This window comes from Nostoc sphaeroides, from assembly GCF_003443655.1.
Lineage (GTDB): Bacteria > Cyanobacteriota > Cyanobacteriia > Cyanobacteriales > Nostocaceae > Nostoc > Nostoc sphaeroides.
In genome coordinates this window covers 4384436-4408516 of sequence record NZ_CP031941.1, presented here as the reverse complement: position 1 = coordinate 4408516, position 24081 = coordinate 4384436, and the positions used below count along the sequence as shown (strand labels likewise).

Genomic DNA, 24081 nt, shown 5'->3' with positions numbered 1-24081 from the left:
TTCGGTTAAGGATTAAGGTGATTTAAAACTATTTAAAGCGATCGCTAAATAAATCTGTTCCTATCGTCTTTAAAGACCACCAACAACGCCACCGTCATTACGGGTAATTACTACCACTGATGAACGTGGGCGACCTGATGGGCCATACCCTTGACTGTTAGGCCAATTGCTAGCGATCGTGGGATTCGAGGCATCCCCGCGATCGCCTGGGTGCTGGATGTTGATAAACATAGCTTTGCCATCGGGTGTGCTGGTAATGCCAGTTACCTCACAATCTGTAGGGCTGGTTAAGAAGCGCCTAACTTGTTTGGTGTTGGGGTCAGCACACGACATGGTGTTGCTACCGATGTTTACCAAATCACCGATACCATCACCTGCGTGGTCAGTCTGAATCCAAAGGCGGCCGAAGTCGTCGAACCACAGACCATCTGGTGAACTTAAGTCGTCACCTTTAATGTTGCCTTTAAGATTTGGTTCGGGTCTAGTTTTGTCCCCAGCTTCAAAGAAGATATCCCATTTGAAAGTTGTAGCCGTAACGCTGCGTCCATCTTCGCGCCAACGGATGATGTGACCGTAACGGTTGTCAGGACGTGGGTTGGGAGGATTCACAGGAGGACGGGCACCGCCTGCTGCTGTTGTGCCGTCTGGCTGGTTGGAGGAAACTGGAGTTGTGCCCCGACGATTATTGTTGGTCAATGTGCAGTAGACTTCAATCTCTTTATATCCGCCGATGCGAGGACGCACAGCTACCCACTCTGGGCGATCCATCATGGTTGCGCCGACGCGATCGCCAGCTTGTCTTGTCTTGATAAGCACCTCAGCTTGACTTCTGAAACCGTTCTCTGGTGTCAAACCACGCTGACCGTAGACCAAAGGAATCCACTCACCAGTACCGTTGTCATTGAATTTGGCAACGTACAGAACACCGTTATCGAGTAAATTGTGGTTAGCAGAACGATTTCTGGGATTGAAAGGTTGGGCACAAACGAACTTGTAGATATACTCGTTGCGCTCGTCGTCACCCTGATAGAAAGCAACACGGTTCTTGTCATCAACAACAACCTGAGCGCTTTCATGCTTGAACCGACCAAGAGCAGTGCGCTTGACTGGTTTGCTTTGTGGATTGTAGGGATCAATCTCAACCACCCAGCCGAATAAATGGGGTTCGAGTGGGTTGGTGCTGGCATCGAAGCGTGGATCAACCTCAGGCCAGCGATAGCTAGATGATGTTGAAATACCGTACCGATTTTGTCCTGCCAGGATATCGGACTTTTCGATGCCTGGAATTGCAACTACATCTCGTGTGGAATTAGCAAAGTAGCCGTTCCAGTTCTCCTCACACGTTAAGTAAGTGCCCCAAGGAGTGTAGCCATTAGCGCAGTTGTTGAGCGTACCATAAGCGGTATAGCCGTCGTTTCGTGTGCCAGTATCAACGGAGCCAGTTGGCTGAATTGAAAACTTTTTCGATTTTAACAGTGCATTGCCAGCCGCAGGCCCTGATACTCGCATCTCGGTGTTGCCAGTAATGCGGCGACCATAACGCGAATTGCGGTTGAAACTCCACTCATTGCCGTTTTTGGAAATTTCTACAACAGAAACGCCATGAGCAGCCTGAGATTTACGTACTTTGGCAATTGTGACTACATCCAGACCATCAGGATGCAAAATTGATTCCTGGGTATATTCATGGTTCACGCACAGCAGACCAGTATTGATTGGCTTATTTACAAAGCCTCTAAGTGATCTTGCTTGTGAACTTACTGTCCGACCAACAACATTCCCTGGCTGTAAAGGGAAGTAGTGCATTCCATCATTGTGCATACCAAACTGCTTTCCTTGAGCAGCTGCATCTTGAGAGGCATCTGCTAGCCAAGTTGGGCCACCAGGTGCGATCGGATCTCCCCAAGCAATCAGTACTTTAGCTGTATAACCTTCAGGAACACTGACAAGATCCTTTTCCAGCAGCCCTGTAGCTGGGTTGAGTAGATTCGGTGGGATGCTCTTAAAGCCTATGCCAGCGAATCCAGTTCCTTTTGGAATCGGAGCTGCATCAACACTTTGGAGAAAGCCACCAATAGAAACATCGCCCAGAACAGTTAGCACCGACGTACCCACAGCCGTCATGATAAACCGCCGCCGACTAAGACTAACGCGGTCAATCACATCATGAATTGACTCGTTACCAGATGGGTTGAGGGTCAAATTGTTTTTAGGGTGAAAGCGTCCTTTCATTCTTTGTTCTCCACTTAAGGCTTATGAGGTTGCTAGTCAGTTCATCTCTCAATGAACATGAGTAATTCAGTAAAGAGAAACTCTAAATATTTACAGAAATTACTTAGATATTTATTGGAAGTTGATGCATCTTTCACAGCTAATAAATAGCAGTGAATAACAGATTAAGGTTGGCTGATGCTGCTTACGCAAAGAAGATTTATGAAGTTTCTATTAATTTATGTACTAAGTGTTAACATTAGGTTATATATTGATTAATTTGAATTTATCAGTTGTTATTTTTTACGTAAAGATAAGCTTTCAAAGTACAAATACTTATAAGTTTCAAAGCAAAATAATATTTAACAGATATGCAAAAATTTATATTTTCAGGTTTTAAACTTGGTAAGTTTATATAGCTGTTTTTAAATGTCTAGCAAATATTGCATCATCAGCAGATTGACTACTTCTGCCGCTAGAACCAGATAAGGAACAGTGTCAGCGTCTCATCTGTCCTATGCTGAAGATGGATAGTGTTGTGGGTGAGACTGTGTTTTTCAGCGTTGTGATACCGACTTATAATCGCCAACCGATTTTAGAAAAGTGCCTCCGCGCCTTGGAGGTGCAGGAGTTGAGTAAGTCAAGTTCGGTTACTGATTACGAGATTGTCTTGGTGGATGATGGTTCTACTGATGGCACATTGGAGTGGTTAGCAGGACACAAAGAAGAATTTCCCCATGTGCGCTGGTTTGGGCAAGATCATGCTGGCCCAGCTGCGGCGCGGAATCTGGGTGTAGAACAGGCGCTGGGAGATACAATTATCTTTATTGATAGCGATTTAGTAGTGCTAGAGAATTTCTTGCAAGCTCATGCTGAGGCGCTAGTGCAGGGACAAGAGAAATTGGGGAGCGATCGCTTTTTCACTTACGGTGCAGTTATTAATACTTGTAATTTCAACAACCCAACTGCTGAACCCTACAAAGTCACAGATTTTTCAGCAGCTTTTTTTGCTACGGGAAATGTAGCAATCCCTAAACATTGGCTAGAGAAAGCTGGACTTTTTGACACCAGCTTCCAACTCTATGGCTGGGAAGATTTAGAATTAGGTGTGCGGCTAAAAAAACTAGGTTTGACATTAATTAAATGTCCCGAAGCCGTAGGATATCACTGGCATCCAGCATTTAAATTAGAGCAAATTCCGCGATTGATTGACCAAGAAATTCAACGTGGGCGTATGGGAGTTTTGTTTTATCAAAAACATCCCACATTGGAAGTGCGAATGATGATTCAAATGACTTGGCTGCATCGCTTACTTTGGGGAATTTTGTCACTCAATGGCGCACTTAACGAACGCACAATGGCTCCGTTATTGCAATGGCTAATTAACTTAGGTAAACCGCAATTAGCTTTAGAAATTGCCCGAATTTTTCTCAACTGGTACAACGTGAAGGGTGTTTACCAAGCCTATACTGAGATGCAGCAAGCATCGTGAGTTTGGGCTTAATTTAGGCATAATTTTTATGTAATACCAATTAAAAAAAAGAATGCGACAAATACACCATTTGTAGAGACGCGATTCATCGCGTCTTTACCCAAGGATGTGTTGCAATCATTAATTGAATCGGTATAAAATCAAAGGTTTTTAACCCAGATCGGTGGGTTTTGTTTGTGTAGACGCGGTTTCTAACCGCCCGGTGAGTAATAAATTAGACTTAAAAAGGCAAGAGCCAAAGTCAGAGATGTTGCTCTTCTTTGCGCCTTTATGTCTGTGCGTGAAAACAATTATCTTGCCCTAACACCCAGAAATTTGGCACAATAACCAAAATCCCCACTACCAAGTCAAAAACCATGCCTACGACTGGTACAGTCCTCCGTAACCACTATAAAATCATCAAAATCCTCGGAAGTGGGGGATTTGGCGATACTTATTTAGCAGTAGACCTAGACTTACCCAACCAACCCCAGTGTGTAGTCAAACACCTCAAACCCAACTCCGACCCAGCAGTATTACAAATCGTTAGAAGATTATTTGATAGCGAAGCCCAGGTTTTATACCGCTTAGGTAATGATAGCGACCAGATACCGCGACTATTTGCCCACTTTGAAGAACAAGGTCAATTTTATTTAGTCCAAGAATTTGTAGATGGGGAAGATTTAAGCTATGAAGTTATTCCCGGTCAAAAGTTAACACAAATAGCAGTCACCAAACTATTAGAAGAAATCCTAGAAATATTAGCAGTAGTCCACAAAAAAAATATCATTCACCGCGACATCAAACCCCAGAACTTAATGCGTCGTCGGCAAGACGGTAAAATAGTGCTAATTGACTTTGGTGCAGTCAAAGAAGTAAACACCGTGATGGTGAATTCCCAAGGTCAAACTAGTGTCAGCGTTACCATTGGTAGTCTTGGTTATATGCCAAGTGAACAAGCAGGCGGACAACCAAAGTTAAGTAGCGATGTTTATGCGGTGGGGATGTTAGCGATTCAAGCTTTAACTGGGTTACAACCCCACGAACTACCAAAAGACCCTACTGACGGTGAAGTGATTTGGCGCAATTGGGCAAATGTCACTGAAAAACTGGCTCTGGTGTTAAATAAGATGGTGAGTTATCACTTTCGAGATAGATACCCTTCAGCAGTGGAAGCGTTAGAAGCACTCAAACTGTCAACGCCACAACAGCGACAATCAACACCAACCATAACAACACCAACCATACAAACACCACCGCCAACAAAAATAATCTCCCCGAACTGGTCACGGCGAAAGGTGATTCAAACTGTTGGGTTTGCGGGTGCTGGGTTGGGTTTGGCAATTGTATTACCACGTTTTTGGCAATCTGATTCAGGAGAAACTACACCAACAAGTAGACCAGCATCTACACCAGAAATCACAAGATTTGCTAGTAACCTAAAAACCTTTCAATTTGAAACGGTGATTGTGAATGCACAGGGAAATATCACTAATCGCCGTAATGAACAAGCGAACTATTTTGAAGAAGACTTGGGGAATGGTGTCACGTTGGATATGGTGCAGATACCAGGGGGAACCTTTACGATGGGTTCACCGGAAGGAGAAGCAGAGAGAGATAAAGATGAAAGTCCACAGCATCAGGTAAAAGTACCTGGGTTCTTTATGGGTAAGTATGAAATCACCCAGGCACAGTATCAAGCGATTATGGGGACAAATCCTGCCAAGTTTCAAGGTGATGGACGACCTGTAGAACAAGTAAGTTGGGATAACGCGGTAGAGTTTTGTCAAAAGTTGAGTCAGAAAACAGGAAAAAACTACAGGCTACCCAGTGAAGCCAAATGGGAATATGCTTGTCGTGCAGGGACAACTACACCGTTTTATTTTGGTGAAACCATTACCACAGATTTAGTTAACTACGACGGTAACTTTCGTTACGGTTCTGCTCCAAAAGGTGAATATCGTCAACAAACAACAAATTTAGGAAAATTTCCACCAAATTCTTTCGGTTTATACGATATGCATGGTAATGTATGGGAATGGTGTCAAGACGTGTATAATGATAATTACACAGGCGCACCAACAGATGGTACTCCGTGGTTAAGTGGTAAAGATAATAATATAAAGCTGCTGCGTGGCGGTGGTTGGATCTACGATGCCGGGGGTTGCCGTTCTGCCGATCGCCTCAGTTTCGCGCACGCGTCTCGTGCCTACCATGTTGGTTTTCGCGTGATGGCAGTGGCTCTGGCGTGAGTACTCCCTATTGTGAATAATTAGTAATTCGTAAAACCTTAATTTTCTATTAGTCTGCGGAGGCAGACTTAGTTCATGTAGTAACGTAAGTTGCTAGTTAGTGCCCCATAATGGTATCTAGATGATACAAAATCTTTATTTTTCAGTGTTGCTAGATACTAAATTTTAGGGTTTTGTACTGAAAAATAGGCGTTTTTTGATAACTAGCAACTTGGGTTAGTAGCGAATTGTATTCATTGGTGTCAACTTAAGCTTATTTGGCTTATCTTAGGACTTACGCACCGTACAAATTAATCATGGTATGCATTCACGAAAATAGGTCGTTTCAGGCTTTTATTGAGCGTTGCTTGATGATACATAAACTCGCGCTCTCAGGGCACAGCAATGCTGTGCCCCTACCACAGATGTGGTTTTTCAAGCCCAGCATATTTTGTACTTTGCGTCAATGCGTAAGTCCTATATCTGTTAACTTCCTCACCCGCCTTGGAATGAATTCCTTTGGCTTTTAGCTCAAGTCTACTGAAGTAGACTAAAGATTTTTGGAGATATTGTAGTCATCTTAATATGACTTTCGCTATTAGCAAGGAACTTCAGTTCCTTGCGGGACATAACTTTAACGTTAAGTTGACACGTATGATTGTATTAGCCCATACTTTTCAAACATCCTCTAAGATGTTAAGTCAAAATCGCCCCACCCATCAATCGCTCATACCGATATTTCAACTCTTCTTTCATCAAATACCAGCGCTCTAAAGTTGCATCCATCTCTATTATTTTCTCTGCTGCTTGCCGCGCTAAAAGTAAAACTTCTTCATCTTCAACCAAACTCGCCAAGGTAAAATCTGGCACTCCAGATTGACGGGTTCCCAGTACTTGCCCTGGCCCACGAAAACGCATATCCATCTCAGAGATGAAAAAGCCATCTTGAGATTGTTCCAACACCTTCAACCTTTGTTGAGCATCAGGACTTCTGGAACTGCTCATCAACAAACAGTAGGATTGAGCCGCACCACGACCGACACGCCCCCGTAGTTGGTGCAGTTGTGATAAACCAAATCGTTCTGCATTTTCAATGAGCATAACTGTAGCATTAGGTACGTCTACACCTACCTCAACAACGGTAGTAGAAACCAAAATTTGCGTTTGATTATCACGAAATTTGGTAATCGCTTCATCCTTATCGGCTGAACTCATGCGACCGTGGAGCAGCCCTACTTGAAAGTCAGGAAAAATGCTTTCTTGTAACTTTTGATGCTCCTCCACAGCCGATCGCAAATCCAGTTTTTCTGATTCTTCTACTAAGGGTAAAACCACATAAACTTGTCTACCTTGGGCAATTTCTCGCCGGATGAGGTCGTAAGCATGGTTGCGTTGCTGCCCTGATAATACTGTTGTCTGAATCTTTTGTCGTCCTGGCGGTAACTCATCAATCTGGCTCACATCCAAATCCCCGTGTATCGTCAGTGCTAAGGTTCGGGGAATGGGAGTGGCTGTCATAGTCAACACATGGGGTTGCTCACCTTTTTGCTGTAAACGCGCCCGTTGTTCTACCCCAAAGCGATGCTGCTCATCTATCACCACTAACCCAAGTTGATGGAAGTTTACAGGGTCTTGAATTAAGGCATGGGTTCCCACTAACAGAGGTAATTCACCAGTTCCTAACTGAGAATGTATTTGTCTTCGTTTAGCAGCTTTAGTAGAACCTGTCAGTAATTCTACTGGTAAATGCAAGAGGTTAAACCAGCTAACTAACTTGCGATAATGTTGTTCTGCTAAAACTTCTGTGGGAGCCATCAGCGCCGCTTGATAGCCAGATTGAATTGCTGCGAGGATAGCTAGCACGGCGACGACTGTTTTACCAGAACCAACATCACCTTGCACCAAACGATTCATTGGTACGGGTTTTTGCAAATCGTTGAGAATATCGTTGAGGACTCGTTGTTGTGCTACTGTCAGTTGAAAAGGTAGTATTTCGTGAAATTTCTCTACAAGTTGACCGCGTGGAACTAGGATGGCGCTGGTTTGAATCGCTCTTGCTTGCTGTTGACGTTGGAGTAACCCAAGTTGTAGGTAGAAAAATTCGTCAAAAACTAGGCGACGACGGGCAACTTGTAGGGCGGCGCTATCACTGGGAAAATGGATATTAGCGATCGCATCTTTCAATTCCATCAAACCATATTTTTTTCGTAAACCACTTGGTAAGGGGTCTTTCAGGTGAGCCGCAGCAGGTAAAGCAGCAATTACCGCCTGTCGCACTGTATTCGCCACTACGCCTTCTGTCAGCCCATAAATTGGCACTACCCGCCCAATATTTAGCGACTCAATCGAATCTCCTGGATTTGCCAAAACCTCTAGTTCTGGGTTATCCAGTGTCAAGCCGTATTTACTTTCTTTTACCAACCCACACGCCGCTAAAATACTACCTACTGGATAACGGCGTTTTAAACTTTCTTGCCAAGCGCGACTACTAAAGCGCGTACCTGCGTAAAAGCGACCAATTTTAATTTGACCACTATTATCTTTTACAACTAATTCTAAAATTGATAATTTCTGATTTTTAGGACTGGTAAAGCAGTTGCAACGCTTTACTGTCGCCACTATTGTCACCGTCTCACCCGCCTGTAACTCGCGGATATTCACCTGACGCGCATAATCAATGTGGTCACGAGGATAGTAGAAAAGCAAATCGCGGACGGTGTGTAAACCAAGCCTTGCCAAATTATCAGCTTTTTTAAAACCTATTTCTGGTAAATCGCTGAGTTTTTGCTCAATGTTCGGTGCAAGCCTCCGACTCACCTCAGCAACAATTGGAGATTTTGGGTCGCGCCTTTGGTGCGCTGGAAGCGCAACTTGAATTTTGGATTGATAAATTCTCCCCTGCTCCCCTGCTCCCATGCTCCTCTGCTCCCCCTGCTCTCCCTGCTCCTCTTGCTGTAGTTGTGAGAGATACCTACGAGTCTCTGCTACTAAATGTTGTCTTTCTTCAAGTGCTAGATGTGGATAACTAGCAAATTGCACCGCTAGTCCTTGCCAACGGCGGCGTTCAATTTGGGGTAAGCCTGTTGGGAATTTGCCCAAAGTTAGGCTAAGAAATTCACTGAAGCGGTATTCTCTGCCCACCAAGTCTGTAAAGCCGCGTTCGGCTTCTATTGCCAAGGCTTTGTGCAATCTTATCCAATCTGGTTTTTCATTAGTCATTGGTCAGCAGAGTTAGGAGTGAGGAGTGAGGAGTAGAGACGCGATTAATCGCGTCTCTACAGGAGTTAGGAATTAATAACTCATAACTCATAATTCATAACTCATAACTTTATTCAAACCAACTAGCACGCCATGCAGCTTCAGCTTCAGCGATCGCTCTTTCTCGATGTTTCTTTTGATACTCTCGTCCTAGCTTGTTTAGCTGAACTAAAATACTGCGAATTTGCCTGCGCTCAGATGAGAGTGTCACATCAGCAAATTCAATTTCTCCTAGCCGCAGGTTAATAGCCATAACTTGCGTTAGTCCAGAATCTTCTGACTGCTGCTCATTTTCAATTTCAATTACTAAGTTTAATAAGTTGGGTGGCCCTGGCATGACCTCACCAGACGCTTCTGATGCCGCCGCCGCAGCTGCTGCTAAAATCGGTTCTGGTAATTTTTTAGGTAATACCCCAGACTTTTGTATTAAAACATTAGCATCATGCGAAAGTTTTTTCAGTATCTCTTGCGTGACCTCTTCTAAGTTCTGTTGCCATTTTACTAGTTCTATAGGATTAGAGGTGTCGGCAGTGAAAGACTGAGAATTAGAAGTATCGAGAAGTCCAGAAAATAAAGAGGATGTTACTTCCTCATCTCCCTCATCCCCCTCATCCCCCTCATCTCCTCCAACTTCCTCACTTTTCATACAAGCAAGCAACTGCTCCGCAGCCACTTGCCCCAACTTGCGGATGGCTTGTTGCAATTGTTGACGCTGATTCAATGACAAATTCAGAAAGTTTTCAGGATACCCCTGAGTACAAAGGTGGTAACTCGCCAGAATCAACTGTTTTCGTACAGCTAGCCCCAAGGTGTTTAGATAACTAGCATAAGCGCTTTGTAGTTCTACTGCGATCGCCCGAATCGCTTCTTTTATTCCTGCAATATCCCGTTCAATTCGCTCGATTGCTCTTGCCATATCTTTTCGTTCTTGTCCATGTGAACTATTACATAGTACAAATGTACAAATATTTTAGGATAACTTTCCAGAGGATTTTAGATTTTAAATTAAATGCGATATTTCGCGTCTCTAATAAAAAAACACAGGTCAGGCTATTTGCTTGACCTGTCCTTTAAGCAGTTAGGAGTTAAAAATTATGAGTTATGAATTATCTTGTACAGACGCGATTAATCGCGTCTCTACTCAATACTCTTGTACAGACGCGATTAATCGCGTCTCTACTTACTGCCCATTTGTGCAGCAACTTCATCAGCAAAGCTAATTTCTTGCTTTTCAATGCCTTCGCCCAGTATATAGCGGACAAAGCGGGTCACTTGAATGTCTTCGCCTAGTTGCGCCTTCGCTTGCTTCAAGAGGTCTTCCACGGAAATACTTTGATCGCGAATGTAAGGCTGATCCAGCAAAGTCAGTTCTTTCAGGCGTTTTTCAATCCGTCCCTGAACAATTTTTTCTTTGATGTTATCTGGCTTGTTCGCCAAATCATCCTTGCCCATTTCAATGTCTTTTTCCTTTTGGGCAACTTCGGCGGGGATTTGGTCTACGTTCACATACTCGACATTTGGACAAGCTGCAACTTGCATTGCAGTATTCCGTGCCAAGGTTTGGAACTCTTGATTGGTAGCTGCTGACTCAGTTTGAGAACCCAGTTCTACCAATACACCAACTCGACCGCCAGTGTGAATGTAGCTGTCTACTACACCTTGCGTGTCTTCTGCTAATGCAAAATTGACAAAGCGACGCACTTGAATATTTTCACCGAGAGTGGCAATGGTTTGCTTGATGAATTCTTCTACAGTCGCATTTTCATTATCAATATAGGGTTGAACCAACAAAGACTCAACACTATCAGCAGTCGCTGCTTGCTTTGCTAGATTCTTAACTAAAGCTTTAAAAGCCTCGTTACGAGCAACAAAGTCGGTTTGGCAGTTTACTTCTATGAGTACACCCACTCGACCACCGGGCTGAATGTAAGTGTCTACTAGACCTTCTGCCGCAATGCGATCGCTTTTTGCCCCCGCCTTAGAGATGCCCTTTTTTCGTAGCCAGTCTGCGGCTTCTTCTACGTTCCCTTCAGTCTCTATCAGCGCCTTTTTGCAGTCCATCATGCCGGCACCAGTTTTTTGGCGTAGCTCTTGGACGAGTTTTGCAGATATTTCCGCCATGTTGCCTCAATTCCTAACTTGACCTCGAGTTGTAATCGCTCACGGGTGTTGAGTATTTCTATCTTACTCAGGGCTGGGGTAGAAAAAATAATGAAGTTATAAGGTATGACTTTTTTGCCTCTACCTTAGCCTACGATTTGCCGTTTTTCTAGGGCGGCTTGCTGCTAGTGTGCCAGCCACCGCCCTACTTCGGACAGTTCCTTGACCCCTGCTTTACTTATTCCTCTGTTTCCTCGTCGGGAATTACGGCGTCAGTATATTCGGTTTCTTCGTAGTCATCGTCATACTCGCTACCGTCGTAATCTTCGTAATCATCTTCAGCCTCAAGCTGACCGTGACGACCTTCATAAATGGCATCCGCCAATTTTCCGACTATCAGCTTAATTGACCTGATAGCATCGTCGTTTGCCGGGATGGGGATATCTACTACATCGGGGTCACAGTTTGTATCCAGCATGGATACAATTGGAATATTCAGCTTTTGGCATTCTTGAACTGCGTTATATTCCCGCCGTTGGTCTACAATTACCACGATATCGGGCACTTTCCGCATTGTTTTAATGCCGCCTAAGTATTTCTGAAGCTTCGTCATTTCCCGACGTAGCATTGATGCTTCTTTTTTCGGTAATAAATCTAGTGCGCCAGTTTCTTCACGGCGTTCTAAATCTTTCAGACGATCTACCCGTGTTTTGATGGTTGCCCAGTTGGTCAACATTCCGCCCAACCAGCGTTGGTTAATGTAGTGGGAACCACAACGGCTAGCTTCTTGGGCAATAATTCCAGCTGCTTGGCGCTTGGTGCCGACAAAAAGAAATTTCTTTCCTTGTTCTGCGTGCGATCGCATGTAGTTGTAAGCATTATCCATCAACTGGGCAGTTTGCACCAAGTCGATAATATGCACACCATTGCGGGAAGTATAAATGTAAGGAGACATTTTTGGGTTCCAACGCCGGGTCTGATGCCCAAAGTGAACCCCTGACTCCATCATTTGAGCCAATGAAACTACTGGCATATATTTTTCAACTCCGATTCGGGTTAAACCTCCATCCAAGTGCATTTCCCAACTGGGAAACACCCGAATTCTCAGATGTGCGAGATTAGTTAACTTTACTAGGTTAGCATATTCTGAATAGTTATAGTTGGTTGAGATGAGGGGCGAGAAAATAGCGTTCCCCACTCAACAACTGGACACGCCATAACGTTTTCATGTATGGCCTAAAATACTACTCGTTTCTTGCTGATAACGCTTGGGAGTTGTGTGTAACATTCGTTGAAACACAGATGTCATCTGACTCTGGTTACCAAATCCGGCTTCTGCGGCTACCTGTGCCAGCGATCGCTTTTGGTTTTGTAACAGTTGTTACCTATGGGCCATCACCGGGCAGGGCGATCGGTTTTTTTGGAACTTGGCTAGTTTATATCGTCGGTAGTCTGGCTTGTCTTTACTACAGCGTGCAGCAATTTTTATAGTTTAGGGATAACCCTGTGTCTTACTCAATAGTATCGGGGTCTACATTGAGCGATCGCAATCTTGCCTTTAATTGTTCTATCTGCAATTCTGCCTGTTCAGCTCGTTGACGTTCCTGTTCAGCTCGTTGACGTTCCTGTTCTGCCAGTTCTTCTGCTTGCTGTCTTGCTAAAATTTCCTGCCTTAAAGCCTCTACCAGTTCATCAGGTATCAGTAATTTTTCCTCTGTATCCTCTCTATAAAACCCAATTAGCCTTTCCTCAACTACCAAGCGTAGTTGTAAGGGTTCACTGCGTCCATCTTGTATAGATTCGTAAATTTCTCCTCGCAGACGATAGCCACGTAACTGTTGTTCCACCCACTCGCCTTTAGGGTCAAATAGCCAGTATTCTTTGACACCTAGTTGCTCATAGAGAGTCTTTTTGAAGATTTCGTCTTGTCCCTTAGTACTAAAGGATGTCATTTCAAAAATAACTATGGGTACTTGACCCTCTTCCCAAATTTTATAGTTGTCCCGACCGCCGGGTGCAACATCAAAAATCACCATCACGTCTGGGGCTACCCGCAACTTGGGAAAGCCTTGTGCATAGTAAAGAAATTGATTTCCCAATACTGTTGCCTGACGATTTGCTAGATACTGTTTCAGGACTTCTAAGGTAGTTAATAAAGCATAAAGGTGATCGTAAGTTTCTGCCACTGGTTGACTATCAGCACTGGGGTAGAAGATATCTGATTCGACACTAACAGGTAAAGTAGCGGTCATGGTTGTAAACTCAGTGCTACAAGATTATTGTAGAGCAAGCTTAGTTTTCCCTAATTTGGAATGTGCAAGCTTTTCAAAACATATACTAAAAACGGGTTAGAGCTTTAGTTCTAAAATCCCTAATAGATTAACAGGCAAAATTTTCTTTGCCCAGGCAAAAGTCCAGCAATCAGTCGTTTTGAGTATAATCAAATTTTTGGGTGTTCTTCTCTGCTTTGTCAACAAAATTAGAGTTGTACAACTCCTTGGGATTTTGAGGTATCTGAGCCTCACATCTCTATTATCTTCCAGAGAGTCGAACTGTTTTATTTATACACGAAAAAGCGCTTGAGAGTTTTGCTCACTCAAGCGCTTCCCCGTAAAAGCTTATACCAGCTCACTCGTTTGATGCAACATTTGAAATCTGCAACACTCCCTTGGCAGGGAGTATTGCGGGGATAACTTGTGACAAACATGTGGTGAAATGGTATCACTCCTTGCACTAACTAAGAATATCTCTTTTGCAAGAATACGGGGGATCTGGTGAGTGACAGTTTATGAACTGAACACTAGTTAAAAACGACTCACCATGAATGGTAACTAACAAGACAAAGCACGATTGTACCAATTTTCTAAGTATAGTATAAAAACTTATAGTTTATTAGCTATCGCCTACCACTGAGTGCAGTTTTAAAATGTGCAGCAATTAGCAGCATACATCTTTCAAAATTGGCAGCAAATGAACCGGAAAGCATCAGTAGAAAATTGCTATCGAGTAAGCCAGATAAGTTTTTGATCTTGGCATCGAAGCGATTTGGAGGGGAATAAATTATCAGATACTCAATGGATAGAAGTACTCTTTAGAGGATGGCAAGCTAAGAACAAATGTTCGACCCAAGCAGATTGAAAAGTTTGGGTTAGGTATCTTATATCTCTTAGCAAACGGCGACATCCAACCCTTCCGCATAGTGTAGGCGGTTACTTCCTTCGTTGAAGCAAAACACAGCTTTTTCACTGACGATTTCCGCGATATTCAAAATGATTTAGCATGTTTATATAAAAACAACAGAGGCGGATTATGGGTAAGATTTAAGAATTTACTATACCTGTGCCTCATCTAGATAGACGTTTCACCCTTGGTTATAATAGCCGCTCTCCTACAAGCAAACGCCTTAACCTGGCGTCTAAGTGTGTGGTAAGATTGCCTGGAACAGAGGTTTTATCTGAGTTGGAATCTCGTATAAATTGCAAAGGTCAAGCTGACCGATTGTTAACCACGATACTTTTCCTATAGATTTGGAAAATATACAACAAGGCTGGTGACGAACTGAGTGGAATTTGTAGATGAATATCTAGGATTTGCTACCAGAACTTAACCAACTTCCCACAATTTTGACTTTTATTTTACTTTTAGGATAGACACATGAACGATAAGCTGATGCTAATGATTCCAGGCCCAACCCCGGTGCCAGAAGCTGCCTTACTGGCATTAGCCAAGCATCCGATTGGACACCGCACCAGTGAATTTAGCAATATATTGGCAGAGGTGACGGAAAATCTTAAATGGCTGCACCAAACTCAAAGTGATGTACTAACGCTGAATGTGAGTGGTACGGGTGCTGTAGAAGCGGGAATAATTAATTTTCTCTCTTCAGGCGATCGCATTTTAGTTGGTTCTAATGGTAAATTTGGCGAACGCTGGGTAGAAATAGGTCAAGCCTACGGTTTGAATGTAGAAGAAGTTAAGGTGGAATGGGGAAAACCCTTAGACCCCGCAGTATTCGCCGAAAAACTCCAAGCAGATACTCAAAAGCAAATTAAAGCCGTAATCATCACCCACAGTGAAACCTCGACGGGTGTTTTGAATGATTTAGAAACCATCAACCGCCATGTAAAAGAACACGGTGAAGCTTTAATTATCGTTGATGCTGTCACTAGCTTGGGTGCGTTCAATCTACCTGTGGATGCTTGGGGCTTGGATGTAGTAGCGTCCGGTTCCCAAAAAGGTTATATGATTCCGCCGGGATTGGGTTTTGTCTCTGTCAGCCCCAAAGCTTGGGAAGCTTACAAAACTGCGAAGCTACCGAAATATTATTTGGATTTAGGCAAATATCGCAAAGCCACAGCCAAAAATACAACTCCATTTACTCCGCCTGTGAACTTGATTGTAGCGTTACACACCACGTTGCGAATCATGAAAGAGGAAGGTTTAGAGTCAATATTTGCTCGACACGAACGGCTGAAAAATGCTACCCGCGCCGCCATTCAAGGGTTAAATTTACCCCTGTTTGCAGCAGATAGTTCCGCTAGTCCGGCGATTACATCTGTCGCACCACAAGGAATTGAACCGGATAAGATTCGGTCATTCATGAAAAAACGCTTTGATATTGCCCTAGCAGGTGGTCAAGACCATTTGAGTAATAAGATTTTCCGCATTGGTCACTTGGGCTTTGTGAGCGATCGCGATATTCTTAGCTGTATAGCATCCTTAGAAGTTACCCTAAGCGAACTTGGCTACGAAGACTTCACCCCTGGATCTGGTATAGCGGCAGCAGTTAGAGTGTTTACACAATAGTCATTGGTCATTGGTCATTGGTCATTGGTCATTGGTCATTGGTCATTTGCAAAGGACAAAGGACAAATCAAAAGAGCGAGTTGATAATAAAACTTCGCTCTTTTAATTTGTATATAAATGAGTAAAAACAGCCAAAGTTAATAAACGTATATATCGACCTTTGCACAAGGTAGAGTGAGTGTGATACGTCCCAATTCTCATAAATTATACCAAGTTGCTCTAAATAGTATTATTTGCTCTGGAGACAGTCGGATACCTTATTTGACCCCAAACAAAACTAAATTTGGCAACTTAGCATGATACTAAATTGGTATAAATAGTATTCTTTCAGATTCTGATAACAGCCTTTTGGTAGAGACTTTTAATTTAAAATCCAAAATCCAAAATCCAAAATTATTATGACTTTTGACTCTTTTACCCTGAGCGCAGCCGAAGGGTGACTTTTGACTTCCCCAAAGGGGCTGACCTATGCCGTCTCCAGCCAATCATAAATTTGGTCTAATTGCTCTAGAGTAATCAAACCATACTGCCAAAGAATCATTGCCAAAGGGCCTGGGTCTTGCTCCCGATGCCGAAGCGCCACCGCCAGCGATGCTGTGGAAATTGCCAAATCTTCTTGCAAAAAATTAATCAGTCGAGAATATTTTGATGGTGCCATTTGTGTCTCACCTCCTTGTGCAGAATGTATTGTCATATATCAGTTCACCATTGCTTGGTAGCCAGTAGCCAGTATTTTATCTGTCACTTTGCCGTTATCGGCCATACACCCCAGCAGACTTTTTTTGATTTGGCTTTAACAGAGGCAAATCATAGAAACTCTGAAAAATAGAAATTTTCGTACAAATTATCTGCTCAATTTTCAAGCAGTATTTTTATTTAGTTAAATTGGCTCCATTTTGTTTACTTTTGTGCGTTATTTAATTACATAAGTAGTAACAAAGATTTCATAGCCTATACTCTCTTATTGGCGACTATTTACACTTACGCCCAAGGGAATATTTTTGCCAAACCTTAAGACTGCGATTTCAGGTTGGAGACAGTAGAATTTTACATTATTACCACAGTTTTTAAATAGTAGCGTTACAGATGGATTTTTACCATAGGACGTGCCATTTTTTACAAAAAAAATATAGATTCCGATAGTATAGGCTCTGAACAGAGCAATCATCCAAATCTTTATCCCTGCAAAGCACCGAAGTCTCAAGGCTCAATTTTGACAATATCGCCCACTTTCAAATTCAACTCGGCAGCTCTGCCAGAGCGAAGTTCAATCACCTTATCGATTGGTGTATTGGGCCCATAGGTAGGACAAGGATCACTTGCACAAGGAGGTGCAGCAGCCTGAATATATTTAACGACTCCGTTTTGTAAAAATACCATATCCAAGGCCACAGGTACATTCTTCATCCAGAAACTAACTGGTTGTGGTGAAGGGAACCCAAACAACATCCCCCGGTCATCTGGCAAAGCTGGTCGATACATCAACCCCATAGCTTGCTGTTGTGGTGTCTGCGCCACTTCTAACTGAATGATTGTGCCATTAGGAACAATGGCTTTAGCAGAAATTGGTAGTTTTGACCTAAACTTTCTGCTGCTGGAGTTTGAGAAGCAGATGTGGGGCTGGGAGGTTTAGCTGTTGTTGGCACAGAACAGCCCATCAGGAAAATACTCAGCAACATTGAGAGCAAACTTAGTCGATGAGTCATAATTATTTTTTATTTTGTAATTTAGATTTCAATTTTACAGAATTTAAGCTAGAAAACTCACGGATTTTATTCGTCCCTTCAGGGGGCCGCTCATAGCGTTGCCATGCCGTTGGCGCAGCGTCTCCAAGAGTTGGCTTTAGGCTACGCTATCTGCCTCCTATCTTCTTTTGTAAACTTCCGTCACAGTATACTAAGATTCTCTCAAAACGTATCCTACGCCTCGCACCGTTTGAATGAGGCGCTTTTGTCCTTCATCTTCAATTTTTAGGCGCAAGTAGCGGATGTACACTTCAATTACATTCGACTCGCCCAGAAAGTCATAACCCCAAACATTTTCTAAAATTTGTTCGCGGGTTAATACCTCACGGGGATGTTCCATTAAGAATTTTAATAGTTCAAATTCCTTCATTGTTAAGTCAATTGTCCGTCCGCTATGTATGGCACGGCGAGTTGCTATATCTAAAATTAGCTCCCCAAAGCGTAACTGCTCCGTGGTATCCAAATCAGGTTTTAAGTAGAGCCGAATCAACTTCAAAAAGTCTTCTGAGCGATAAGGCTTGAGGATGTAATCATCCGCTCCTGCTTCTAGACAAGCTACACGATCATCGACTGTATCCCTTGCCATTAAAATTAACACAGGCGATCGCATACCAGTGCTTCTCAGATTTTTGCACAATGAGAGTCCTGATTCTCCTGCTAGCATCCGGTCTAAAACAATTAAAGCAGGTTGGCGATCGCGGCAGTGTTGTAAGCCACTGGTCGCATCATGAGCCAAAATTGATTCATAGCCGGCTTCTTGCAAATCACAAGAAAGCTGATTTGCTAGGCTCTCATCGGTTTCAATCACCAAAACACAGGGACTTGGAGCAACTGTCATAACAATTTGGGATATTGGATTTGGGATTGTAAAGATATTCCAGAGAAAATCTTTACATCAGTTATAAAGTGCAATTACGAGTTTTTAGTGATGGAGCAATCCTGATTTGACACGCTGCTAAGAATCTTTTAGCACGTTCAGGTGTCACCCATCTAATTCTGGGATGCAATCTTAATAACTAAATCCAAATACCATCCTTACACCAGTAATTCTGGAAGGAAATCACCGAACTGGGTAGTGGAGAAGAGGAAAATGGGGAAAAAAGGGTAAAAATAACTCCCAACTCCCAACTCCCAACTCCTAACTCCTAACTCCTAACTAAGGCAATTCTACCGAAGTTGGTTTAGCGATATGTGGTAAACCCCAACCTAATTTTTCTCGGAGAATTCGGAAAAACTCAGGCGGTTGCAGGCGAATAAATCGAACACTATATTGCGATCGCTCCATATATACTCTATCTTCTGGTAGTACATAGCAGCCTCCATTACCATCCACCACCATTACCAGCCGAGGAATGTTGACTGGGTAAATGTTGACCGATTCAGTATCTGGAAATACTAATGCTCTAGAAGCTAGGGAATGGGGACAAATGGGTACTAGCTGTAAAACAGGTACGCCAGGGGTGATAACTGGGCCACCAGCACTCAATGAGTAAGCTGTAGAACCAGTAGGCGTAGAAACAATTACACCATCTGCTGCAATATCTACTGCTGCATGACGCCCTATGGCAATTTCAAAATGGCACATAGATGTCAAAGGTTCGCGGTGTAGTACCATTTCATTCAAGCAGAGGGCTTCCCAAAGCACTGCTTCTCCCCGAAATACTTTGACGGTGAGCATGGCTCGTTCTTCAATTTCATACTCACCCGCCATTGTCTGTTCTAGTGCTTGGGGCAATTGATTCAGGAAGGTTTCTGTCAAAAATCCCATGTGCCCAGTATTCACTGTTAGCAGTGGAATACCACAGGGGGCCACCTGACGGGACGCTGCTAAAACAGTACCGTCTCCTCCTAATACCACTGCAAACTCCATATCCGAGTCAAAACCAGGGGGCGTTAGACCGTCAATGGGGGTGTGGCATACAGGACTATCCGGGTTAGAGTAGCCCAATATTCCACCGATACTCGATGTGACACACACATCCCAACCGGCTGCGGTTAGCTTGTCTTTCAACTCGATAGCGACACGGCCCGCTATCGGTTTAACGTCATTGTAGATAATGCCTGCTTTCGGCACACTCAAATATCCAAGTTTAGGCGATGCTCTTTATTATGTAATCCTTACACATTTTGGTCATGTAGTCATTAATCTAGAGTCAAATATCCAGAGTCTAGAATTTAACGACTAATGTCTGTTTTGTAATGACTATTGACTATTGGCTTTTGAAGACTCTTTAAAAGGAGTTTTTTTAGGTTTCTGCTTTTTATTTTTATTTTTCTGGTAATCTAACTCTTTGAGCTTCTTCATTATTCGGCTGAAGTACTCTTGTAGATAGCTTTCTAGGGTTGTGGTTTGTTGCGGATCTAAGCCAAAAACTTTGTATACATCATCCATTGAAGCATTTAACTCTTTACCACTAGCCAATACTTCTGTAAATGCTAGCCTGTCTGCAACGTTCCATCCCCACTGAAAGAACCGCATTAAGCCCCGCACAGCACGTAGCAAGGTTATTGGCATTCGCGTTACTCTGGCATCTTTTCCAGATAAACGTTCGCATAGGTTGATGATTTCTTCTGCACTCCAAGCACGAGTACCGACTACAGGAAAAGCTTGGTTTTGCGTTTCGGGTACACTCAATGCACGGATTGCAAACTTAGCAATGTCCTGAGTATCCATATAGGCGATGGGAGAAGAATTACCAGTTACCCAAACTGGCTGTGATTCCAGAATGGGAATCCCGTACTGACCGATTAATCCTTGCATGAACCCAGCTAGCCGCAAGATGGTATAATTCAAGCCTGACTCAGCCAAGAAGAGTTCTGTACATCGCTTAATTTCCATTAGCGGCACTTCTGGGTATTTATCAGCATCTAATATCGAAAAGAAGATAAAACGCTCTACACCTGCTGCTTTTGCTGCTTGAATCAATGCTACTTTACCGTCCCAGTCCACTTGTTTGATACTCAGTGAATCTGTAGGACGAGATGTTGACGCATCAATAACTTGGGTTACACCAACTAAAGCTTCGGCTAAGGTATCGGGGTAACGCAAATTTCCGGGTACGAGTTCTGCACCCCATTCTTTGAGAAAAGCTGCTTTTTTACTGCTTCGGACAAGACAGCGTACTTTATATCCCTCATCGATTGCACGACGAGCCACTTGTCTTCCTAAGGTGCCAGTGGCACCGACGATTAATAATGTCATGAGGGTTGTAATAAATTTTAATGTTTTATGAAAAGAATGTTATCAGAATAACCTATGCAAACAAAACTTTACATCTTTTCTAAGAAAATCGTTTGTTATGGACAGACTCATGGGAAAATTGCTGTCCGTTTACCGGACAAGCTTTTTTTCATTTCGATCAAAAAGGGAGTGGGGAGTGGGGAGTGGGGAGTGGGGAGTGGGGAGTGGGGAGTGGGGGATGAGGGAGCAGGGGGAGCAGGGGGAGCAGGGGAAGAATAACTCCTAACTCCTAACTCCTAACTCCTAACTCAGCACTCAATTATTCTTCTGTGCCTTGAATTTTTAGTAACAACGCGCCTAAGCCCCAGCCTACGAAGATTAAACCGAAGGACAATAGAGCTGCATTCAAAAGTTCGCCGCCCATTGGTGTGATTCTCCTTATGCAAATTAGTGTGTGTAAACTAGGTCTATCAGAAGCTCTTAAATTGTTGCTGTAGAATTAGACCTGTGTAAATAATCTTAAACTAGTTTAGCAAGTAATCCCTACTCGTTTGGGGGGCAATCCCTACTATAGAGCGGGAGAACAAGGGATAGCGGGAAAGTTTAATGATAATAATTATGAATAAATTTTATGTATCAAAATAATTTCGATAATTTAGTGAATTTTAGCAAAAATAATCGCCCGCGTTTGGCGTTGACGTTGGGAGATCCGGCGGGAATTGGGCCGGAGGTGATTTTGAAAGCTTTAGCAGAACCGGAAATTAGTAAAAAATATGACGTGACAGTGGTGGGAAACCGGGATTTGCTGGGACAAACTTATCACAAACTGAATTTAATCGAGAATTTAGCACCTTTGGTAAATCCAGACGAGTTGTCAGTTATTCATGTGCAGTTAGATGGGGAAATTAAAGATCAAATTATTGCCGGAATAGGTAATGCAGCCAGTGGTGCGGCTAGTTTTGCCTATATGGAATGTGCGATCGCTCAAACACTTGCTGGTAAATTTGATGCTATTGTCACGGGGCCGATCGCTAAATCTGCTTGGAAAGCCGCAGGATATAATTATCCAGGGCAAACGGAACTTTTGGCGCAAAAGTCAGGTGTTGAGCGTTTTGGGATGTTATTTGTGGCGCGATCGCCCCATACTAATTGGACACTCCGCACCTTACTAGCTACCACACATATACCTCTACGTCAAGTAGGTGATACATTGACACCGCAGTTGCTGACACAAAAATTGGATTTGTTGGTGGAGTGTTTGGAGAAAGATTTTGGGATAGAAAATGGGAGAATTGCGATCGCAGGTTTAAATCCCCACAGTGGCGAACAGGGACAACTTGGACATGAAGAACAAGATTGGTTAATTCCCTGGTTGGAGCAAGAGCGGCAAAATAGACCACAATTACAGCTAGATGGGCCAATACCGCCAGATACGATGTGGGTTAAACCTGGTCAAGCTTGGTATGGAAATTCTTTAGTACAAAATCCTGCTGATGGCTACTTGGCACTTTACCACGATCAAGGCTTAATTCCTGTGAAGCTGATGGCGTTTGATCGGGCAGTTAATACTTCTATAGGTCTTCCTTTCGTTCGGACTTCACCAGATCATGGAACAGCATTTGATATTGCGGATAAGGGAATTGCTGATGCTACGAGTATGAAAGCAGCGATACATTTAGCTGCTGAGTTGGTTAATCAAAGATTGGCGGTGAGAAAACTATGAATTATTTCATGATTTATAACTAAACTTGTCCAAATAATCATGGAAGTGCAACCAAAAGAAATTAGGAATTATCTGACAGTAGATGGAAAAAATATTTTTGATGAGTGGCTTGATTCTCTGCGAGATAGAAGAGCAAAAGCTAAAATAAGAGCCAGACTTGACCGAGTTGAAGATGGTAATTTAGGTGATTGTAAGTCAATTGGATAAGGTATTTTTGAATTTAGAATCGACTATGGGCCAGGCTACCGCATATACTTTGGACAAGAAGGTATAACAATTATTATTCTTTTATGTGGTGGAGATAAAAGTACTCAGAAACAAGATGTTGATAAAGCTCAGGAATATTGGAAAGACTATAGGAGTAGAGATAATGCCTAAAAGTGCAAGCTATCACGAAGGACTAGTTAAACATCTCCAAGATCCATTAGAAGCAGCATCTTATATCGAAGTACTTCTAGAAGAGGGCGATCCTAAAATGTTAGGAAAAGCGCTCAAAAATGTGATTGAGGCACAGGGTGGAATTGAGCAGTTTCCAGCGCCAGTTAAGCAATGCTATGAGCAACTCGACTTGATGTTATCTGAGCAAGGAGAAATTGAATTTTATTGTCTGAAGAAATTACTCGAGGCATTGGGATTACAGCTAGCAGTAACAGTGAAGTCAGTATGAGGTGATTTTTTAAAGACAGTTTAAATCGCTCAGTCTTATACCTTACCAATTTATTTTTACAATTTATAAATTGCCTCTCGAAGTTATTTACTAATTTCGAGTGAAGCTAATTTGCATATCCCAGTCATTCACTAGTTGTTTGTCTGGGTTTTTTTGTTTCCTCATGTTGGAAGCTGTCATTTAACAGTATATATAAAAATTCTAATTTATTACTTTAACTCTTTGACTCTTTGACTCTTTGACTTTATCATCGAACCTATTCTTGTATCGCTGATGTCACTCTATATTAAATCTTTGTAACTTGCGCTCCCATCGGAAATACAAACTTTCTCCATCCACCTCGTCTGTCTCTTCACTTTCATCAATGAGGTCTTGGTTTTTCTCCTCTAATTCGCGCATATACTGCCTGAGTATACCCCCAACAGCGATCGCTCTACTTTTATGCAGTTGACGGGTTAACTCTAAAAACCATTCTCTATCACCCACCAAATCTGACTCTTTCACCTGATACTTGAGAATTTCTGGGATGAGTAGTGATGGGTTATGATGCTTTGCGATCGCGCTAGTATGAACAATTGGCTGGTAATCAATCCGTAAGCACTGCTGCCACTTTGTATCAACGCCCCAAAGTAACGCAAGTTATACGATCAAGCCTCAGTAAAAGTATTTAGGGAAATATAGCGGTTCC

The 24081-nt window shown here is 42.8% G+C and carries 21 protein-coding genes and 2 pseudogenes; 9 read left to right on the top strand and 14 right to left on the bottom strand.

The features are described 5' to 3' along the window. Positions 1-69: 69 nt before the first annotated feature. A complete protein-coding gene (locus D1367_RS19575) occupies positions 70-2232 on the bottom strand; it encodes a PhoX family protein (RefSeq protein ID WP_118167866.1) in 2163 nt (720 codons plus the stop codon). 505 nt (positions 2233-2737) lie between these two features. Between D1367_RS19575 and D1367_RS19570 the strand changes: the two genes are divergently transcribed. Together D1367_RS19570 and D1367_RS19565 are read left to right on the top strand one after the other, a co-directional pair. Further along, positions 2738-3703, top strand: a complete 966-nt coding sequence (locus tag D1367_RS19570) for a glycosyltransferase family 2 protein (protein WP_118167865.1) — start codon at positions 2738-2740, stop codon at positions 3701-3703. Positions 3704-4059: 356 nt separating this feature from the next. Next, entirely contained in the window at positions 4060-5934 is a 1875-nt protein-coding gene (locus D1367_RS19565) for a bifunctional serine/threonine-protein kinase/formylglycine-generating enzyme family protein (RefSeq protein WP_118167864.1), read from the top strand. Between the two features lie 675 nt (positions 5935-6609). Here D1367_RS19565 and recG read toward each other — a convergent pair. Continuing rightward, a complete protein-coding gene (gene recG, locus D1367_RS19560; RefSeq protein ID WP_118167863.1) occupies positions 6610-9132 on the bottom strand; it encodes an ATP-dependent DNA helicase RecG in 2523 nt (840 codons plus the stop codon). A 109-nt stretch (positions 9133-9241) separates the two neighbouring features. Further along, on the bottom strand, positions 9242-10087 hold the full coding sequence (locus D1367_RS19555) for a hypothetical protein (RefSeq protein WP_118167862.1): 846 nt from the start codon (positions 10085-10087) through the stop codon (positions 9242-9244). Between the two features lie 178 nt (positions 10088-10265). On the opposite strand from D1367_RS19555, the gene D1367_RS32860 reads away from it, so the two are divergent. After that, on the top strand, positions 10266-10391 hold the full coding sequence (locus D1367_RS32860; RefSeq protein WP_276469590.1) for a hypothetical protein: 126 nt from the start codon (positions 10266-10268) through the stop codon (positions 10389-10391). On the opposite strand, the gene tsf is transcribed toward D1367_RS32860, so the two are convergent. The 3 genes from tsf to D1367_RS33360 form a co-directional block, all read right to left on the bottom strand. Further along, positions 10348-11292: a translation elongation factor Ts gene (tsf, locus tag D1367_RS19550; protein WP_118167861.1), complete on the bottom strand. Its 945-nt coding sequence runs from the start codon at positions 11290-11292 to the stop codon at positions 10348-10350. The two genes, D1367_RS32860 and tsf, sit on opposite strands and share 44 nt — an antisense overlap. Before the next feature lie 217 nt (positions 11293-11509). Next, positions 11510-12304 carry a 30S ribosomal protein S2 gene (gene rpsB, locus D1367_RS19545; protein ID WP_118171584.1) on the bottom strand — a complete coding sequence of 265 codons (795 nt, stop codon included), beginning with the start codon at positions 12302-12304 and terminating at the stop codon, positions 11510-11512. Positions 12305-12496: 192 nt separating this feature from the next. Continuing rightward, the gene (locus D1367_RS33360) at positions 12497-12625 is read right to left on the bottom strand and encodes a helix-turn-helix domain-containing protein (protein ID WP_225892456.1); all 129 of its coding nucleotides are present in this window, start codon (positions 12623-12625) and stop codon (positions 12497-12499) included. Here D1367_RS33360 and D1367_RS32320 point away from each other — a divergent pair. After that, the gene (locus D1367_RS32320; protein WP_225892189.1) at positions 12574-12762 is read left to right on the top strand and encodes an MAPEG family protein; all 189 of its coding nucleotides are present in this window, start codon (positions 12574-12576) and stop codon (positions 12760-12762) included. The two genes, D1367_RS33360 and D1367_RS32320, sit on opposite strands and share 52 nt — an antisense overlap. A 20-nt stretch (positions 12763-12782) precedes the next feature. Here the strand turns inward: D1367_RS32320 and D1367_RS19530 are convergent, their stop codons facing one another. Then, complete coding sequence (locus tag D1367_RS19530; protein WP_118167859.1) at positions 12783-13523, bottom strand: Uma2 family endonuclease; 741 nt, start codon at positions 13521-13523, stop codon at positions 12783-12785. 1402 nt (positions 13524-14925) lie between these two features. Here D1367_RS19530 and D1367_RS19525 point away from each other — a divergent pair. Next, positions 14926-16077 carry a pyridoxal-phosphate-dependent aminotransferase family protein gene (locus D1367_RS19525; RefSeq protein WP_118167858.1) on the top strand — a complete coding sequence of 384 codons (1152 nt, stop codon included), beginning with the start codon at positions 14926-14928 and terminating at the stop codon, positions 16075-16077. Positions 16078-16543: 466 nt separating this feature from the next. On the opposite strand, the gene D1367_RS19520 is transcribed toward D1367_RS19525, so the two are convergent. From D1367_RS19520 to D1367_RS19495, 5 genes and pseudogenes are all read right to left on the bottom strand, one after another. Next, positions 16544-16771, bottom strand: coding sequence for a DUF2949 domain-containing protein (locus D1367_RS19520; RefSeq protein ID WP_118167857.1), 228 nt, complete (start codon positions 16769-16771; stop codon positions 16544-16546). Between the two features lie 506 nt (positions 16772-17277). Next, positions 17278-17783: pseudogene (locus D1367_RS19510) on the bottom strand (DUF192 domain-containing protein). A 190-nt stretch (positions 17784-17973) separates the two neighbouring features. Beyond that, positions 17974-18660: a response regulator transcription factor NblR gene (gene nblR, locus D1367_RS19505; RefSeq protein ID WP_118167855.1), complete on the bottom strand. Its 687-nt coding sequence runs from the start codon at positions 18658-18660 to the stop codon at positions 17974-17976. 318 nt (positions 18661-18978) lie between these two features. Then, positions 18979-19896 (bottom strand): NAD(+) kinase, encoded by a 918-nt coding sequence (locus tag D1367_RS19500; RefSeq protein WP_118167854.1) that lies wholly within the window; start codon positions 19894-19896, stop codon positions 18979-18981. A gap of 129 nt (positions 19897-20025) precedes the next feature. Further along, entirely contained in the window at positions 20026-21024 is a 999-nt protein-coding gene (locus D1367_RS19495) for an SDR family oxidoreductase (protein WP_118167853.1), read from the bottom strand. Positions 21025-21078: 54 nt separating this feature from the next. On the opposite strand from D1367_RS19495, the gene D1367_RS31020 reads away from it, so the two are divergent. Beyond that, complete coding sequence (locus tag D1367_RS31020; RefSeq protein WP_181984892.1) at positions 21079-21282, top strand: hypothetical protein; 204 nt, start codon at positions 21079-21081, stop codon at positions 21280-21282. A 40-nt stretch (positions 21283-21322) separates the two neighbouring features. Here the strand turns inward: D1367_RS31020 and petM are convergent, their stop codons facing one another. Further along, positions 21323-21427, bottom strand: a complete 105-nt coding sequence (gene petM, locus D1367_RS19490; protein ID WP_118167852.1) for a cytochrome b6-f complex subunit PetM — start codon at positions 21425-21427, stop codon at positions 21323-21325. Between the two features lie 207 nt (positions 21428-21634). Between petM and pdxA the strand changes: the two genes are divergently transcribed. The 3 genes and pseudogenes from pdxA (at position 21635) to D1367_RS19475 (ending at position 23393) form a co-directional block, all read left to right on the top strand. Beyond that, a complete protein-coding gene (gene pdxA / locus D1367_RS19485; RefSeq protein ID WP_118167851.1) occupies positions 21635-22726 on the top strand; it encodes a 4-hydroxythreonine-4-phosphate dehydrogenase PdxA in 1092 nt (363 codons plus the stop codon). 39 nt (positions 22727-22765) lie between these two features. Then, a pseudogene (locus tag D1367_RS19480) lies at positions 22766-23104 on the top strand (type II toxin-antitoxin system RelE/ParE family toxin). Beyond that, positions 23097-23393, top strand: coding sequence for a helix-turn-helix domain-containing transcriptional regulator (locus tag D1367_RS19475; protein ID WP_118167850.1), 297 nt, complete (start codon positions 23097-23099; stop codon positions 23391-23393). Before D1367_RS19480 ends, D1367_RS19475 begins: the two are co-directional and overlap by 8 nt. Positions 23394-23669: 276 nt before the next feature. On the opposite strand, the gene D1367_RS19470 is transcribed toward D1367_RS19475, so the two are convergent. Continuing rightward, a complete protein-coding gene (locus tag D1367_RS19470) occupies positions 23670-23951 on the bottom strand; it encodes a protein rep (protein WP_244945025.1) in 282 nt (93 codons plus the stop codon). Positions 23952-24081: the final 130 nt, after the last annotated feature.